The following is a 16,255-nucleotide window of genomic DNA, read 5'->3' as shown; positions in this document are numbered from 1 at the left end:
GCGTCGTGCCTTACGGCGATACGTAGGGCGAATAACGCGAAGCGTTATCCGCCGTTCGGAGGGCCCATCTGACGCCCGGTTGATCATGCCGCTCGGAATGGCGGCGTATAACCGCGAACGGTTATACGCCCTACATCCCCGTCAGCCCGCCGCGAGCCCCTGCAAGTAGGCGCAGAACATGTCCGCCATCGCCCCGGCATAACGCTCGATTTCCTCCTCCGTGCGCGGCGCTTCGGAGAACTGCTTGCCCACCGCGCTGAGCGTGGTGGTGACCAGGTCCACCGCCAGCGCCCGCGCCTCGTTCGACGCATCGGGCAGCACCTCCTCCATGAAGGCCTGGAAGATGCACTCGCCGGCCGCCTTGGCCTCCCGCGCCTCGGGGGCATCGCGGTACAGCGGCGCGGCGTCGCTGAGCGCGGTGCGGACTGCCGCTTCCTCGCATTCCGAGCGGACGAACGCGTGCACCAGCGTGCGCAGGCGCGCCAGGGGCGGTTGCCGGGAGTCTTCGAGGATGCCGCGCAGCATCTCGCCGGTCTGGCGCCACTCGTCGCTCTGCAGGCGGAACAGGATCGCCGCCTTGTTCGGGAAGTACTGGTACAGCGAGCCAACGCTGACGCCGGCCCGCTCGGCCACCCGCGCGGTGGTGAAGCGCTGCGCGCCCTCCTTCGCCAGAACCTGAACAGCGGCGTCGAGAATGGCGGCGACCAGCTCGGTCGAGCGGGCCTGGCGCGGCTGCTTGCGCGAGGCAATCCGCGGGCTGCGGCGTTCGCTCATGGGGTGCTCCGGGAATGCGAATAGTGAAACCTGACGAATTCGTCGCATTCTAGTCGGGCGCCCTGGAGCGCTCAACCAACCTTCGGAGTCCCCGCATGAGCACCCTCACCACCGCCCCCGTCGCCCCACTGCTGGAACGCCTGTTCGCCGAGGCCGATGCCAGCGAGCCGGGCAGAAGCCCCGCCGTCACCGGCCTGTCCGGCGAGGAACTGGCGCGCCTGATGGCCAGCAAGACCGAGTACCGCGACCTCTACGGCCGCCTGAAGGACCTGCCGCTCCCCGTCTCGCGCGCCACCGGCGTGCTGCTCTACATGCTGGCGCGCAGCTGCCAGGCTCGCAGCATCGTCGAGTTCGGCACCTCCTTCGGCATTTCCACCCTGCATCTCGCCACGGCCCTGCGCGACAACGGCGGCGGCCGCGTGATCGGCAGCGAGTTCGAGGCCTCCAAGGTGTTGCGCGCCCAGGCCAACCTGAATGCCGCAGGCCTGGCCGATCTGGTGGAGATCCGCGAGGGCGATGCCCTGCAGACCCTGGCGCGCGACTTGCCGCAGCGCATCGACCTGCTGCTGCTCGACGGCGCCAAGGCGCTCTACCCGGAAATCCTCGCCCTGGTGGAAAGCCGCCTGCGGCCCGGCGCGCTGATCGTCGCCGACAACGCCGACCACAGCCCGGAGTACCTGGCGCGGGTACGCGATATCGGCAACGGCTACCTGTCGGTGCCCTTCGCCGAAGACGTCGAGTTGAGCCTGCGGCTGGGCTGAACGAGCGCTGCCGCCCCGCCGGCCCATGGCCGGCGGGAAGCCGGGGAACGGCGAATCCGCTAGAGTGCCCTATCCGCCAGCCATGACCAGGCACAGACAATGGACGCAGCAGAAATCCGCAAGGCCCTTCCCGACGACGCACCCGCCATCGCCCGGCTGGTGGACGAGGCCTACAGCCCCTATATCCCGCGCATGGGCCGCAAGCCCGCGCCCATGCTCGACGACTACCGGCAGGTGATCGCCGAGGCCGATGCGTTCGTGTGTACCCGCGATGGCGAAGTCGCCGGCGTGCTGGTGCTGCGCCCCCAGGGGCCGGCATTGCTGCTGGAGAACATCGCGGTGGCGCCGGCGTTCAAGGGCCAGGGCATCGGCAAGGCGTTGCTGGCGTTCTGCGAGGAACGTGCGCGGGCTCAGGGCTTCCAGGCCATCGAGCTGTACACCAACCAGTTGATGACCGAGAACATCGCCCTTTACACGAAGCTGGGCTACCGCGAAACGCACCGGGCCACGGAGAACGGGTTTGCGCGGGTGTTCATGCGCAAGGTCGTTGCGGGCCCGGCGCTGTAGTTCTTTCTTCCTACACTGCTTCCCTTCTTCCGCATCGGTGCCCGTTGCGGGAAATATCCGATACTCTCCTGCAGCGTGTTTCTGCCCTTGTTGCGCTACCGGCCGGTTCCTAAGCTGCGCCGGTCGCGGCTCATCCGCGACCGGGTTTGACAGCCTGAACACCGGCGCGATTGCGCCTTGAGGTGCATGCGAAAGCAGCGAACGCTTTTGCAGGTCCCTCTGTGTCTGCGGAGAATTCCGCAAGCGTCATGGCAGATCGCGCGGGGAGACCCTCGGGTCTGCCGGCTCCGGTGTCCGGTCTGTCAACCCCGCGCGGTCTGCCTCCATTGGTTGACAGCATTGGAGGCAGCTCTCCTCATCACACCGGAGTGCCAAGCATGACCAATTCCAACAACCTGATCGTCCTCCCCAGCAACACCCATCCCGTCGAAATCCCCGCCGCCGACGGCCAGCCCGGCCTGACGCTGACCTGGCCGATTCCCACGCAGCCAGCCGCCGACCAAGGCATTCTCCTGGCCGAAAGCTGGCTGGCCGGCGAAGCCGACGGCTACCTGTGGACGCGCCTCGTCCATGGGCGCATAGAGCACATGGACAACTGGCGGCGGATGGCCTTCGAGATCGGCTTCCTGACGCGCCTGCAACAGCGGATGGGGCGAATGCCGGAGTGACGCGCTTTTCGCTTTTCGTAGGAGCGAGCTTGCTCGCGAACAGGAGTTGCCGGGGACTTTTGGTGCTGGCCTCAAGAGCGCCCTCTCCCCAACCCTCTCCCGCAAGCGGGAGAGGGGGCCGTCCGTACAGAGAAGAGGCCTGGCTTTAGCCGACAATCTCTGTGCTAGCCGGCTGACTCCAGAGCACCAACGTCTGCCCAACGATTCCCTCTCCCTTCAGGGCGGGGCGCGCAGCCGAGGGTTAGGGAGAGGGGCGGCGTTGAACCGGTGCGCAGATATCACCGGCCAGTTCGCGAGCAAGCTCGCTCTTGCTCTGGCTTTGGGACTTCCAGAGAAATACCCGAGCGCACCGAAACGCCCCTTCAGAAGGCCGAGCGAAACCCGCACTCAGGAGGTCATGCGACATGGATGTCGCGAGAGCCCCGCGGGCTGCAGAGATGTACGCTCGTGGGGGGGACGCCTAGTTCGGACCTCGTGGCTGGGGAGTTCGTTATGAACAATGCCGTTTCTCCCATGGAGAGAAACGGCATCAGGCCCAGGAAGCACCTATTCGGCCAGCTCCCCACACAGATCCAGGCCAAACCAACGCTCAGCCTCTTCCACATCCAGCCCCGCGCCCAGCAGGGCAAACAACTTGCCCAAAGCCGCCTCACGGGTCATACCACCACCAGACACCAGTCCAGTGTCGCGTAGACGACTACCCGCAGCGTAGGTATCGAACACCACACTACCCGCCGGACACTGACTGATGGCAGCCAGCAGCACCCCACGCTTACGGGCCGCGCCCAGCGCAGCAAGCAAAGCTTCATTGTCAGAAGGCCCGGTACCACTGCCGTAGCACTCCAGCAGCAGCCCCTGCACACCGCTGTTCAGCACAGCCTCCAACTGCTCAGCCTGCAGCCCGGGGAACAACGGCTGCACAGCCAGCTTCACCGTCTGGCGCGTCTGGCGGTAATCCAGGGCCGGCGGCACCTGCCCCGCACGCTGGCCATCACGCTGACGCGGCAGCGTGGTAAAGGCGTCGAAGGCTTCGCTATGCAGCTTGGTGGCACGCGCGCCGTGCAGCAGCGCGCCGCCGAAGTAGAGCTGCACACCACTGGCCTGGCCACCTTCCAGCACGTCCAGGGCGCCGCCAAGGTTGGCCCAGGCATCGCTGCCCGGCGCACCGGCGGGCAACATGGAGCCGGTCAGCAACACCGGCACATCCAGCCCCAGCAGCAGAAACGACAGCGCCGCCGCGGTATAGGCCAGGGTATCGGTGCCATGCAGCACCAGCACGCCGTCATGGCCGCCCTGCTCCACCGCGTCGACTATGGCGTCGCGCATGGCCAGCCAGTTCGCCTGCTGCATGTTGGCGCTGTCCAGCAGCGGCTGCATTTCCCGGAAGGCCCAGGCGAAGGTCGGCTGCCGGCCACTACCGGCCAGCCACTCGCGCATACGCGCCTCGAAGCCGCTGGCCGGGGCCAGGCCTTCGGAGGTCTGCAGCATGCCGATGGTGCCGCCGGTGTAGAGGACGAAGAGGTTCTTGACTGCGCGCATGGGCTGATCCTGCGTTCTTGTAGTGGCGCGGGCCGACCACCGGGACGGCCCGCGCGGCCGTCAGCCCTGCGCCTGCGGCAGGCCGGCGGGGGGTTCTTTCGCGGGCGGCCTCGGCGCGCTGGCTGGCCGGCCAGGCTTCGCGGTCCAGGTCGAGGTCGGCGAACTGGGCGGAGTCGAACACCGGCTGCTGAACGCCGGCGCGACGCTGTGCATCGTAATCGCCCATCACCCGCAGGCCAACCTTGAACAGCAGCGCCAGGGCCAGCAGGTTGACGAAGGCCAGGCAGGTCATGGTGATGTCGGCGAAGGCGAACACGGTGGACAGGTTCTGTACCGAGCCCCAGACGATCAGCGCCAGCACCAGGGCGCGGTAGCCGATCAGCACCAGGCGGTTGCGGCTGAGGAACTGCAGGCTGTTCTCGCCCAGGTAGTAGTTGTAGAGGATGCAGGTGAAGACGAACAGCGACAGCGCGACGCTGACGAACAGCCGGCCCCAGTCACCGACCACCGCGGCCAGGGAGTTCTGCGTGAGGACGATGCCGTCGCCTTCGAAGCCCGGGGTGTAGAAGCCCGAGAGCAGGATCAGCAGCGCGGTGCAGGTGCAGATGACGAAGGTGTCGAGGAACACGCTGAAGGCCTGTACCACGCCCTGCGCGGCCGGGTGGCGCACGGCGGCCACGGCGGCGACGTTGGGCGCGCTGCCCAGGCCCGCTTCGTTGGCGAACACGCCACGCTTCACGCCCATGACGATGGCGCTGCCGAGCAGGCCGCCGAACGCGGGATCGAGGCCGAAGGCGCTCTTGAAGATGGTTTCCAGCATGGTCGGCACGTGCTCGATCTGGCTGCCGATCACGTACAGGGTCACGCCGATGTAGGCCAGGGTCTTGACCGGCACCAGCAGGTCGGACACCGCGGCGATGCGCTTGATGCCGCCGATGAAGACGATGGCCAGCAGCACGGCCAGGGCGATGCCGGTGTGCTGCGGGGCGAAGCCGAAGGCGTTCTGCAGCGAATGGGTCACGGTATAGGACTGCAGGCCGTTGAAGGCGAAGCCGTAGGTCACCAGCAGCAGCACCGAGAACACCACGGCCATGCCCTTGAGCTTCAGGCCGTGCTGGATGTAGTACGCCGGGCCGCCGCGGTACAGGCCGTCGCCGTCGGCGCGCTTGTAGATCTGAGCCAGGGTGCACTCGAAGAAGCTGCTGGACATGCCCACCAGCGCGGTCACCCACATCCAGAACACCGCGCCCGGGCCGCCGAGGGTCACGGCGATGCCAACGCCGGCGATGTTGCCCGCGCCCACGCGCCCGGCAAGGCTCAGCATCAGCGCCTGGAACGAACTCAACTGGCCGGCCTGGCCGCGGATGGACTCCTTGAACACGCCGAACATGTGGCCGAAATGGCGGAACTGGACGAACCGGGAGCGCAGGGTGAAGTAGCTGCCGAGTCCGACGATGAGCACGATGAGAACCTTCCCGGAAAGGAAGTCGTTGAGCGCTTCGAGCATGGGGTGTGACCTCGATTCTTGTTCTTCGGTTGGAAGAGAGGCGCCAGGCGCGCGGGTTGGGCCTGGCGCTGGCGGGCAAGGTTGGCCAAGACGAGGGGACGTGACAATTTCGCATCTTGTTACGTTCTGGCGCGAGTTGATGCTAGGCTTGCGCCACTCGCATCACACCGGAATACCGTCGATGTCCGATCACCTGGGCGAAAACCTCAAGCTCGCCTGCAGCCACTACCGCTCCATCTCCGATGGTCTGCCGCCAGTTGCAGATCAACCGCGCGCAGTTCAACAAGTACCTCAGCGGGCAGAGCCGCCCCACCCCGTTCAACCTCAAGCGCATCGGCGATTTCTTCGGCGTCGAGGACTACGAGCTGGGCCTGCCGCCGGAACAGTTCGCCCGCCTGATCGGCGCCCGCGCAAGCCAATCCGGCACGCAGGCGAACGACCCGCTGCTGCGCCTGCTCGAACCGCTGCGCGAGCAGGCCGGCAACCTGTCGCGCTACTGCGGCTACTACTTCGAATACTCCAACTGCATGTCGGTACCCGGCAGCATCCTGCTGTCGCTGGTGCACCTGTGGGAGGAGGACGGCAACTTCCTGTTCGAGCGCCAGGAGCGCCAGGAACGCTCCAGCAGCACCGACGTGCAGGCCGAGGACTGGGTGCGCTGCCGCTACCTGGGCGCGGCCTTCCAGCTGCAGGACCGGCTGTTCCTGATCGACTACGAATCGCTCACCGTCAACGAGATGAGCCAGACCATCCTCATCCCCAGCTTCAAGAGCCGCATCACCCGCCTCAACGGCCTGAAGACCGGCGTCTCCAGCGGCGACCGGCGCACCCCGGCGTGCACCCGGGTGGTCTGGGAATACCTGGGCGCGGAGATCAACCGGATCAACGCCTACCGCCAGGTGAAGCTGTACCGCCCGGACGACCCGCGCATCGACGACGACGTGCGCGAGCGCCTGAGCGTGGGGCCGATCCGCAACGGCCTGTTCGAGATCGAATGACCGCCGCGATCAGGCTCCGGGCGCGGGCCTGATCCAGTCGCACAAGTTCTTCGGAATATTCCCTCCCAACTATTCAGCGAGGCCGATAAGTGCCTGCCTGTAAATTAATTTTCAGGCAACACGAAAAGTAAAAACCGATTTCCAGACAGTAGCGCTTTCCAGGCACAAGCGCAGCGGGGCCCGCCGCCATGCCCGATGAACCTTCCCATTTGCTGCTCGGCGCCATCGCCCGCGCCCGCCCGGGTTATTCCCCGGCCTTCCGCAAGCTGGCCGACTTCGTGCTGAACAACGCGCTGGCGGTCTCCACCATGAACATCGACGAGCTGGCCAGGGCCGCCGGCGTCTCGGTCGCCACCATCAACCGCTTCGCCCACCGTTGCGGCTGCGACGGCTACCCGCCCTTCCGCGCCACGCTGCGCAAGCTCTACGAAAGCGCCTACGCCCCGGTGGAGAAACTGCGCCTGGGCCTTGCGCGGGACATCGGCGCCGCCGGCGTCGTGCGCGAATCCCTCGACAGCGCCGCCGGCAACATCCGCCGCAGCCACGAGCTGCTGCAGGACGAGCAGGTGCGCCGCGCCGTCGAGCTGCTCGCCAATGCCAGCCAGGTGTACGTCGCCGGCCTCGGCGTCAGCGCCATCCACGCGGCCTTCGCCGCCAACTGCCTGGAGCCCTTCCGCGCCGGGGTCAAGGACCTCGCCGCCATGGGCGGCGTCGAGTCGGCCCTGCGGCGGATCAACGTACTGCGCGAAGGCGACCTGGTGATCGGCATCGCCCTGCCCCGCTATTCCCGCGGCATCGTCGAGCTGCTCGGCCTGGCCCGCCAGCGCGGCTGCAAGGTGCTGGCCCTCACCGACGGCCCGGCCTCGCCCATCGCAGCGCTGGCCGACACCGCGCTCTATGCCGTTGCGGATCACCCGCTGCTGTACGCCTCCAACGCCGGCATGGTCGCGCTCATCGAGGCCCTGGGCGCGGCATTGGCCCAGCACACCGGGGATTCGCTCGAAGCCATCAGCGCCCAGACCGAACGGCTGCTGCCCTACCTCTACCTGGACGAGCCTCCGTAGCCCGCCCTTGCACGCACATGCGGGGCCCCGCGTTCGCCGGGCCCCTCACCACACTTCGCATTCAGGAGCAGTAACGATGGGCGTCTGGGAAAACCGATTCGAGCGGGGCTGGTTCCTCGTCTTCATGTTCATGTATGGGCTGATCATGCTGCCGCTGCCCTGGTACTACAGCGAAACCTACGTGGCCGGCCCCTGGGGCGTGCCGCTGTTTCTCTTCGGCTGGATCGTCCACGGCGGCGTGGTCATCGCACTCACCGCGCTGTTCGCCGTGCAATGCCTGAAGCGCCCGGAATACCGCGGCTTCCAGGCGGAACCGGAAGGAGCCGACGCGCATGTCTGACATCGATCATCTGCTGACGCCCACGCCCGGCCCCTTCCTGCTGACCATGGGCGTCTATTTCCTGGTCATCGCCGCCATCGGCTACGTCGCCGCGCGCCAGACGCGCAACATGAAGGAATTCCTGGTGATGGGCGGCAAGGCCGGCGCCATCGTCTCGGGCATCGCCTATTTCGCCACCCAGTACAGCATGAGCACCTTCATGGGCGTGCCGGCCATCGCCTACGGCAACGGTTTCGCCGGGATGAGCATCACCATCCCCGGGGTGGCCTTCTCCATGCTGATCCCCGCGCTGCTGGTCGGCCGCCGGTTGATGAAGCTGGGCCGGCGCAACCACTACCTGACCATGAGCGACTACCTGGCCGACCGCTACCAGTCCTCGCCGATGCGCGCCATCCACGCCATCGCCATGGTGGTGTTCCTGGTCGCCATGACCGGCGCGCAACTGGTGGGCGCCGGCATCATCGTCAAGACCTTCACCGGCTACCCGGAGTGGGTCGGCGTGGTGGTGACCGGTGGCATCGTGATCCTCTACTGCATGTACGGCGGCATGCGCGGCGCCATGCTCACCGACGTGTTGCAGGGCAGCCTGATGGTGCTCACCGCGGTGGTCACCTTCGTCATTTCCGTCCGCGCCGGCGGCGGCCTGGAGGCCATCAACGCGCAGCTGGCGGCGGACAGCCCCGGCCACCTCGCCCACCCCGGCAGCAAGGGCGAGTACGGCTGGAGCGTCTACGTCACCATGATCCTGATGTGGAGCTTCTTCACCATCGGCCAGCCGACGTTGTTCACCAAGTTCTACGCCATGAAGAGCCACGCCGTGCTGTTCAAGAGCGTGCTGCTGGGCACCCTGGGCATGCTGGTCTCGGCCACCCTGATCGAGTGGGCTGGGGTCAACGCCTTCGTCTCGCTGCCGGGCCTCGTCGGCCGCGACGCCGACTTCGTGGTGCCGATGCTGCTGCAGCGCTCGCTGGACCCGATCCTGGCCTCGGTCATGATCGCCGGCATCGTCTCGGCGGGCATGTCGACGGTATCGGCGCTGATGGTGGTGGCCACCGGCGGCATCAGCCGCGACCTCTACCAGAAGCTGATCAACCCCGCGGCCAGCGACGCCAGGGTGCTCCGGCTGTCGCACTGGGTCACGCTGCTGATCGGCCTGGCCGGCATCGCCATCGGCGTGCTCAAGCCCGCCAGCATCTTCGAGATCGTGCGCTTCGCCTTCGGCGGCCTGGGCATCTGGGTCATCGCCGTGATCCTCGGCATGTACTGGAAGCGCGCCACCGCCGCCGGCGCGCTGGCCGGCGTGCTGCTCGGCGAGCTGTGCTTCGTCGTGCTGAAGGCCGGCTGGCTGGACGGCTGGCTGACCTTGCGGACCGACCCGCTGCTGCCGGCCTGGCTGCTCGGCATGGCCGTCGCCGTGGTCGTCAGCCTGACCACCCCGGCCGTCGAACGCGAAGTGCTGGAACGGCACTTCACAACCGCCCGCAACGACAGGAGCAAGCCATGTTCATCGGCGACATGAACTGGATGCAGGTGGAGCGCCAGGTGCAGTTGGACGACCGCGTCCTGCTGCCCCTGGGCAGCACCGAGCAGCACGCCTACCTCAGCCTGATGACCGACGTGATCCTCGCCCAGCGGGTGGCCATCGAGGCCGCCGAGCCCCTGGGGCTGCCGGTGTTCCCGGCCCTGCCCTACGGCATGACGCCCTACTTCGGCGACTTCCCCGGCACCGTCTCGCTGCGCCCGGCGACCTACTTCGCGCTGCTGGTCGACGTGCTGGACAGCCTCTACCAGCAGGGTTTCCGCCGCATCCTGCTGGTCAACGGCCATGGCGGCAACTGCCCGGTGCAGGCGGAAATCCAGCAGTGGCTGTGCCGGCACCCGCAGGCGCGGGTCAAGCTGCACAACTGGTGGAGCACGCCGCGCCCCCTGGCGAAGGTCCGCGAGATAGACGCGCTGGCCTCCCATGCCTCGTGGATGGAGAACTTCCCCTGGACGCGCATCCCCGGCCAGACCCCGCCCGAGGAACGCAAGCCGATGGTCGACCTGGCCCGCCTGCGCCAACTGGGCGCCCAGGCCGTGCGCGCCTACATCGGCGACGGCAACTACGGCGGCGCCTACCACAAGGATGACGCGCTGATGCAAGAGCTGTGGCAGGTCGGCGTCGAGGAAACCCGCGAACAACTGCAAGGCGGCTGGGCCGAATGACGATGACCAACGCGGCCCCTGCGCCGCCGGCATTCCTGCTGCTGCGCGGCGGCGAACTCTACGCCCCCGAGAAGCTCGGCCGGCGCGACCTGCTGATCGGCGGCGAACGCATCCTGGCGATCGCCGAGCACCTGGAAGCGCCCAACCTGCCGGGCTGCCAGGAGGTCGATGCGCGGGGCCTCACGCTCTGCCCCGGCCTCATCGACCAGCACCTGCACCTGATCGGCGGCGGCGGCGAAGCCGGACCCCACAGCCGCACGCCGGAGGTGCGCCTGTCCAGCCTGCTGGAGGGTGGCATCACCACCGTGGTCGGCCTGCTCGGCACCGACGCCATCACCCGCCACCCCGAATCGCTGCTGGCCAAGGCCCGCGCGCTGAACAGCGAGGGCATCACAGCCTTCATGCTGACGGGCGCCTACGGCGTCCCGACGCCCACCATCACCGGCAGCATCCAGCGCGACATCGCCTTCATCGATCCCATCATCGGGGTGAAGACGGCCATCTCCGACCATCGCTCGTCCGCGCCGGGCATCGCCGAACTGGCGCGCATCGCCGCCGAAGCCCGGCTCGGCGGCCTGCTGGGCGGCAAGGCGGGCATCAGCGTGTTCCACCTGGGCAACGGCCGCCGGGCGCTGGAGCCGCTGTACGGCATCCTCGAACACAGCGACGTCCCCATCGGCCAACTGCTGCCGACCCACGTCAACCGCACGGCGGCGCTCTACGAGGCGGCGATCCGCTTCGCCCTGGACGGCGGCAACATCGACCTCACCAGCGGCATCAACCCCGAACTGGGCGCCCGGCAGGCGCTGAAGTCCAGCCGCGCGGTGATCCAGGCGCTGAGCGCGGGCGTCGCGCTGCAGCGGCTGACCATCAGCTCGGACGCCAACGGCAGCCAGCCGGTGTTCGATAGCGACGGCCGGCTGACGGGGCTGGCCCTGGCGGGGTGCAAGAGCCTGATGAACGAGTTGCGTGATCTGGTTTTGCGCGAGCAGCTGCCGCTGGAGCAGGCGCTACGGCCGTTTACCAGCAACGTGGCCGACCTGTTGCGCCTCCAGGGGCGCAAGGGGCGCCTGGCGGTGGGGTTGGAGGCAGACGTCCTGTTGCTGGATGAGCGGTTGGAGTTGGTGCAGGCCTTTGCGCGGGGGCGGCAGGTGGTGAACGGTGGCAGGGCTTGCTTGTGGGGGACGTTTGAGGGGGAGTGAGTTTTTGGTGTCGGCCGGGAATGACGGTGTTTGGGCTTGGTCCCGTCCCCTCTCCCTAACCCTCGGCTGCGCGCCCCGCCCTGAAGGGAGAGGGGACCGTTCGGCGTGCGCTGATGTTTCCGCGTTAGCCGGCTTGCACCTTAGTAAACACCCGTTCGCGAGCAAGCTCGCTCCTACGTTCCAGGAAGCACGGCTTTTCGTAGGATGGTGTTGAGCGAAGCGATACCCATCACCGCAACCGCATGGGTTTCGCAAGCTCAACCCATCCTACGAAGAGCACCTCGGCGCAAGACAGTAGCTCCTACGAAGAGCATCTCGGTGCAACCTGCACCATCCCCCTCAGCGGTTGGCCCCGCGGCTGGACAGCCAGTTCAGCGGCACGCCCGGGCGCGTCAGGGCCTCGATGAAGCCGTGGCCCCAGTAGCGGATGTGGTTGGCCTCCAGCACCGAATACATCTCCTGGTGGCGCGCCTGGCGTTCTTCCAGCGGCATTTCCAGGGCGCGCTCGATGGCATCGGCCAGGGCGTCGCGGTCGTGGGGGTTGACGATGAGCGCGGCGCCCAGCTCGGCGGCGGCGCCGGCGAACTGCGAGAGGATCAGCACGCCGGGGTCGGCCGGGTCCTGCGCTGCGACGAATTCCTTGGCCACCAGGTTCATGCCGTCGCGCAGCGGCGTGACCAGGCCGATGCGCGCGCGGCGCATGACCAGGGCGATGTCCTCGCGGCCCAGGTTGCGGCTGACGAAGCGCAGCGGCACCCAGGACACCGCGGCGAAACGGCCGTTGATGTGCCCCACGCGGGCGCTCACCGCGGCGTCGATCTCGGCGTACTCGGGGATTTCCTGGCGGCTGCCGGGGGCGATCTGCAGGCAGGTCACCTTGCCTTGCCGCTCGGGGTATTTCTCCAGGAAGCGCTCGTAGGCGTCCAGGCGGTTGGTGATGCCCTTGGAGTAGTCCAGGCGGTCCACCCCGACCATCAGCGCCCGGCCCACCAGGCTCTCCTCCAGCTTGGCGGCCAGCGGGCCGTGTTCGGCCTCCTCGGCCAGGCGGCGGAAGCCCTCGACGTCCACCCCCACCGGGAACACGCCGACGCGGAAGTGCTGGTGGCCCAGGCTGAAGCGCCGCGAATCGGGGGTGGCCGCGCCCACCACGCGGGTCAGGTAGCGGGCGAAGTTGTCGGCGTCGTTCTCGGTCTGGAAGCCGATCAGGTTGTACTCGGTGAGCGCGCGCACCAGCTCCTCGTGGTGCGGCAGCGCGGTGAGCAGGTCCGGCGGCGGCATGGGGATGTGCAGGAAGAAGCCGATACGGTTGCGGTGGCCGCGCTCGCGCAGCGCCACGGCCAGGGGGATCAGGTGGTAGTCGTGGACCCAGAGCACGTCGTCCGGCTGCAGCAGCGGGCTCAGGCGCTCGGCGAAGAATTCGTTGACGCGCAGGTAGCCGCCGAAGTCGGCCTCGGTGAACTCGGCCAGGTCCACCCGGTAGTGCAGGATCGGCCAGAGCACGCGGTTGGCGAAACCGTTGTAGTACTCCTGGAAGTCCTGCGGCGGCAGGTCGGTGACCATGTAGGTGATGTTGTCGTTCTGCAGGGTGGTCGGCTCGGCCGGCACCTCCGCCACCTGGCCGCTCCAGCCGAACCACAGCCCCTCGCGCTCGCGCAGGGTGGCCGCCACCGCCACGGCCAGGCCGCCCGGCGCGGGCCGGCCCTCGGCATCGGGCATGCCCACCCGGTTGGAAATCACTACAAGCCGCGACATAGGCCCTCCTCCCAGCTCATGGACAGACGCATGGCGGTGTTGATCAAGCCGGCCATGGAGTAGGTCTGCGGAATGTTGCCCCACATCTCGCCAGTGTGCGGATGCAGGTCCTCGGACAGCAGGCCGAAGCTGTTGCGCGCGGCCAGCAGCTCGGCGTATAGCTCGCGGGCCTGGTCGCGGCGGCCGATGGCGGCCAGCGCGTCCAGGTACCAGAACTTGACCACCAGGAAGGCGGTCTCCGGCACCCCGAAGTCGTCGGCGGCGGCGTAGCGCAGCAGGTGGCCGTTGACGTTCAGTTCGCGGCCGATGCAGTCGACGGTGGCGACGAAGCGCGGGTCGTCGGCCTCGATCAGCCCCAGCTCGTGCATCAGCAGCACGCTGGCGTCGAGGTCGTCGACGCCGAAGCTGCCGGTGAAGGACTGCCGCCGCTCGCTCCAGGCCTCGCGCAGGATGCCCTCGCGGATGCGCGTGGCCTCCTTGCGCCAGCGCGCCGCCGACTCGCCGTGGCCCAGGCGCGCGGCGATGCGCGCCACGCGGTCGCAGGCGGCCCAGCAGAGCATCGCCGAATGGGTGTGCACGCGCTGCCGGCCGCGGTATTCCCAGATGCCCGCGTCGGGCACGAAGGCGTTGCGCGCGGCGCGCTCGGCCAGGCTTTCCAGCAGGCGCAGCATGCCTTCGTCGCCGGGGTGCGGCAGGCGCTGGTCGACGAAGCTCTGCAGCACCGCCAGCACCACCGAGCCGAACACGTCGTGCTGCACCTGCTCCACCGCCTGGTTGCCGACGCGCACCGGGGCGTGGCCGAGGAAGCCGGCCAGGTCCGGCTCGATGCGCTCGGTCAGGTCCATGGCCGGGACCACGCCGTACAGCGGGCGCAGCTCGGCGCCCTCCACCGCCACCGTGGTGATGAAGTCGACGTAGCGTTCCATGGTCTTGGTGGCGCCCAGGCGGTTCAGCGCCAGCACCACGAAGTAGGCGTCGCGCAGCCAGCAGTAGCGGTAGTCCCAGTTGCGCTGGGTGCCCGGCGCCTCGGGCACCGAGGTGGTCACCGCGGCGATGATCGCCCCGGTCTCCTCGAAGCTGCACAGCTTCAGGGTGATGGCCGCGCGGATCACCACGTCCTGCCATTCGAAGGGGATCGCCAGCGAGCGCACCCACTCGTACCAGCCGGCGCGTGTGCGTTCGAGGAAGCTGCGCACCACCTGCTCGGGGGATTCGTCCAGCGGCTCGTCGACGCCCATCACCAGGCTCACCGGGTGCTTGAGGGCGAAAGGCGTTTCCTGCATGACGTAGGACAGCGGCGCATCGGTGGTCAGGCGCAGCGCCTGGTCGCCGCCCAGGTAGCGGATGTGGCTGGAGCCGGCCACCGCCTCGCACGGCTTGCCGTAGTGGTGCGTCGGGCGCATGCGCAGGGTCACCCGCGGCAGCCCCTGCACCGGCTCCACCAGCCGGCACAGCTGTGCCGGACGGAAGTAGCGGCCGTACTGCAGGAAGCGCGGGGCGAAGTCGGTGATGCGCACGGCGTTGCCCGCGGCGTCGGTGAGGGTGGTACGGATGATCGCGGTGTTGGGCTGGTATTCCGAGTGGCTGCTGACCATGCCGTCGAGCAGCACGTCGCAGAAGCCCTTCTCCTCGTCGCCGGCCAGCAGCCGGGAGAAGGCCGGGTCGCCGTCGAAGTTCGGGTAGCACCACCACACCAGGCGCGCCTGCCGGTTCACCAGGGCGGCGACGCGGCAGTTGCCGATCAGCCCCAGGTCCAGCGCGCCGTTGTGCTTGCTCATGCCTGTGTTCTCCTCGTGGCCTGTATGAGTGTTTCGCGCACCGCGCGCGGGTGGTCGAAGGCGGCCCGCGCGCCGGGCGCCAGGCGCCCGACCGAAAGGCCCAGGCCGTGCAGTTGCGGCATCAGCGCCAGGGCCGGCTCGTCGGTATGATCGTCGCCGATGAACAGCGGCCGGCGCCCGGCGAAGGGCGGCTCGCCGAGGAAGCGGCGGATGGCCTGGGCCTTGTCGCTGGCATGGGCCAGCACCTCGAACACCATCTTCCCCGGCAGCAGCCGCAGCCCGGCGCCCTCGGGGCCGCGCAGCAGGCGCTCCAGGGCCGCCTCCAGGGCCGGGCCGGCCTCGGGCGCGGCGCGGTAATGCAGAGCCAGGCTGCTGCCCTTGTCCTCAGCCAGCACGCCGGGGTGGCGCCGGGCCAGGGCCAGCAGCTGGTCGCGCTGCGGCGCGCTAAGATGGGCCGCCGGCAACTGTTGCAGGGGTTGCCCGCCGGCCAGGCGCCACTGCGCGCCGTGGCCACCGCTGGCCGGCAGGCGCAGGGGAGCGAACAGGTCGTCGAGCTGCGCCAGCGGGCGTCCGCTGACCAGCGCCAGGGCACCGTCCAGTTGGCGGTGCAGGCTTTGCAGGGCGGCGCGCAGGTCGTCGGGAACGCGCACCGCGTCGGGGGTTTCGACGATATCCAGGAGGGTACCGTCGACATCGAGAAAGAGCGCGCAACGTGCGTCGCGCTCGCTCAACCAGTCATCGAGCAGGGCCCTGGCCGAGGCATCACCGCAAGCAGCAATGGCCGCGTCGGCCAGACCTGAATCGATCGGGCGGGACATGGGCCGATCTCCACGTTTCGGGCCGCCCGCGAAAAGTCGCTGCGGACGGCGAAGCGAATGAGAATCCAAAAGACTAACACGGGAAAATCCATCGGGCGGCCAGCGCGCCGGCTGCATCTTCCGCCCTGGGACGGACCTTCCAGGAGCCCGGCAAGTTCAGCAAGGTCCATGCCTTGGCGCCCTGCCCGGCTGCCGCCCGCGCCGCCACGACGCCCGCTCTGCCGGGGCTGGCGCCGTTCGTCGCGTAGCGTTCGCGGGCAAGCCGCCGCTTCCCGGCCGCAG

The 16,255-nt window shown here is 68.4% G+C and carries 13 protein-coding genes and 2 pseudogenes; 9 read left to right on the top strand and 6 right to left on the bottom strand.

Annotated features, from left to right (window positions below; genetic code table 11):
* Nucleotides 1-141: 141 nt before the first annotated feature.
* Nucleotides 142-774: a TetR/AcrR family transcriptional regulator gene (locus tag FG99_RS24035; RefSeq protein WP_043272639.1), complete on the bottom strand. Its 633-nt coding sequence runs from the start codon at nt 772-774 to the stop codon at nt 142-144.
* Between the two features lie 95 nt (nt 775-869).
* Here FG99_RS24035 and FG99_RS24030 point away from each other — a divergent pair, with 95 nt between their 5' ends.
* The 3 genes from FG99_RS24030 to FG99_RS24020 all read left to right on the top strand — a co-directional run bounded on the left by FG99_RS24030 (nt 870) and on the right by FG99_RS24020 (nt 2,770).
* Nucleotides 870-1,535: an O-methyltransferase gene (locus FG99_RS24030; RefSeq protein WP_043272638.1), complete on the top strand. Its 666-nt coding sequence runs from the start codon at nt 870-872 to the stop codon at nt 1,533-1,535.
* A 99-nt stretch (nt 1,536-1,634) separates the two neighbouring features.
* Entirely contained in the window at nt 1,635-2,102 is a 468-nt protein-coding gene (locus FG99_RS24025; RefSeq protein ID WP_043272637.1) for a GNAT family N-acetyltransferase, read from the top strand.
* Between the two features lie 377 nt (nt 2,103-2,479).
* Nucleotides 2,480-2,770, top strand: a complete 291-nt coding sequence (locus FG99_RS24020) for a LasR-specific antiactivator QslA (RefSeq protein ID WP_051879185.1) — start codon at nt 2,480-2,482, stop codon at nt 2,768-2,770.
* 546 nt (nt 2,771-3,316) lie between these two features.
* Here FG99_RS24020 and FG99_RS24015 read toward each other — a convergent pair.
* Nucleotides 3,317-4,309, bottom strand: coding sequence for an asparaginase (locus FG99_RS24015; RefSeq protein WP_043272636.1), 993 nt, complete (start codon nt 4,307-4,309; stop codon nt 3,317-3,319).
* A gap of 60 nt (nt 4,310-4,369) precedes the next feature.
* A pseudogene (locus tag FG99_RS24010) lies at nt 4,370-5,816 on the bottom strand (alanine/glycine:cation symporter family protein).
* Nucleotides 5,817-5,997: 181 nt separating this feature from the next.
* Between FG99_RS24010 and FG99_RS24005 the strand changes: the two are divergent.
* The 6 genes and pseudogenes from FG99_RS24005 to iadA all read left to right on the top strand — a co-directional run bounded on the left by FG99_RS24005 (nt 5,998) and on the right by iadA (nt 11,625).
* Nucleotides 5,998-6,814 (top strand): annotated as a pseudogene (locus tag FG99_RS24005) (XRE family transcriptional regulator).
* A gap of 188 nt (nt 6,815-7,002) precedes the next feature.
* Nucleotides 7,003-7,878, top strand: a complete 876-nt coding sequence (locus FG99_RS24000; RefSeq protein ID WP_081884717.1) for a MurR/RpiR family transcriptional regulator — start codon at nt 7,003-7,005, stop codon at nt 7,876-7,878.
* A 76-nt stretch (nt 7,879-7,954) separates the two neighbouring features.
* A complete protein-coding gene (locus FG99_RS23995; RefSeq protein WP_009620334.1) occupies nt 7,955-8,218 on the top strand; it encodes a hypothetical protein in 264 nt (87 codons plus the stop codon).
* Entirely contained in the window at nt 8,211-9,737 is a 1,527-nt protein-coding gene (locus FG99_RS23990; RefSeq protein ID WP_043272635.1) for a sodium:solute symporter family protein, read from the top strand. The genes FG99_RS23995 and FG99_RS23990 overlap by 8 nt, the downstream gene beginning before the upstream one ends.
* On the top strand, nt 9,719-10,423 hold the full coding sequence (locus tag FG99_RS23985) for a creatininase family protein (protein WP_043272634.1): 705 nt from the start codon (nt 9,719-9,721) through the stop codon (nt 10,421-10,423). Before FG99_RS23990 ends, FG99_RS23985 begins: the two co-directional genes overlap by 19 nt.
* Nucleotides 10,420-11,625: a beta-aspartyl-peptidase gene (gene iadA, locus FG99_RS23980; RefSeq protein WP_043272633.1), complete on the top strand. Its 1,206-nt coding sequence runs from the start codon at nt 10,420-10,422 to the stop codon at nt 11,623-11,625. The genes FG99_RS23985 and iadA overlap by 4 nt, the downstream gene beginning before the upstream one ends.
* A 339-nt stretch (nt 11,626-11,964) precedes the next feature.
* Here the strand turns inward: iadA and otsA are convergent, their stop codons facing one another.
* The 3 genes from otsA to otsB are packed head-to-tail and all read right to left on the bottom strand — an operon-like array spanning nt 11,965 to nt 15,973.
* The gene (gene otsA, locus FG99_RS23975) at nt 11,965-13,377 is read right to left on the bottom strand and encodes an alpha,alpha-trehalose-phosphate synthase (UDP-forming) (RefSeq protein ID WP_009620325.1); all 1,413 of its coding nucleotides are present in this window, start codon (nt 13,375-13,377) and stop codon (nt 11,965-11,967) included.
* Entirely contained in the window at nt 13,362-15,155 is a 1,794-nt protein-coding gene (locus tag FG99_RS23970; RefSeq protein WP_043272632.1) for a glycoside hydrolase family 15 protein, read from the bottom strand. The genes otsA and FG99_RS23970 overlap by 16 nt, the downstream gene beginning before the upstream one ends.
* Nucleotides 15,152-15,973 carry a trehalose-phosphatase gene (otsB, locus tag FG99_RS23965; RefSeq protein WP_051879180.1) on the bottom strand — a complete coding sequence of 274 codons (822 nt, stop codon included), beginning with the start codon at nt 15,971-15,973 and terminating at the stop codon, nt 15,152-15,154. Before otsB ends, FG99_RS23970 begins: the two co-directional genes overlap by 4 nt.
* Nucleotides 15,974-16,255 lie beyond the last annotated feature (282 nt).

The sequence above is a fragment of the Pseudomonas sp. AAC genome, from assembly GCF_000725445.1.
GTDB lineage: Bacteria > Pseudomonadota > Gammaproteobacteria > Pseudomonadales > Pseudomonadaceae > Pseudomonas > Pseudomonas citronellolis.
Note: the sequence above shows the minus strand (reverse complement) of the source record. Positions and strands in the feature narration are given on the sequence as shown.